The 274-nt window shown below is 51.5% G+C and carries 1 riboswitch.

The features are described from left to right. Positions 1-156: 156 nt before the first annotated feature. Positions 157-274, reverse strand: a riboswitch (TPP riboswitch).

Genomic DNA, 274 nt, shown 5'->3' on the forward strand with positions numbered 1-274 from the left:
GGACGGTGCCCAGGGCAATCATCAGGGCGCACTCTACCAGAGTACGGGTTTTGGAATAGGTTTTGGTCATCGGGTAAACTCCTCCCCAAACAAATATTCAGTACATAAAAACAGAAAAGCGCCTGCAAAAAGAGCAGGCGCAAACGCAGTAAGACTTCTTTGATGGGTCAAACTTCCTACGCCGGCATTATCCGGATCAGGTTCAAGGCGACCCGAAGCTGCGGTTTGCTTCGATCTCAGCCGAGGATGCCCCTCAGCGCCCCTGTTTTTATGT

It is taken from the genome of Gemmiger formicilis (genome assembly GCF_016901605.1).
In the GTDB taxonomy this organism is placed as follows: Bacteria; Bacillota; Clostridia; order Oscillospirales; family Ruminococcaceae; genus Gemmiger; species Gemmiger formicilis_B.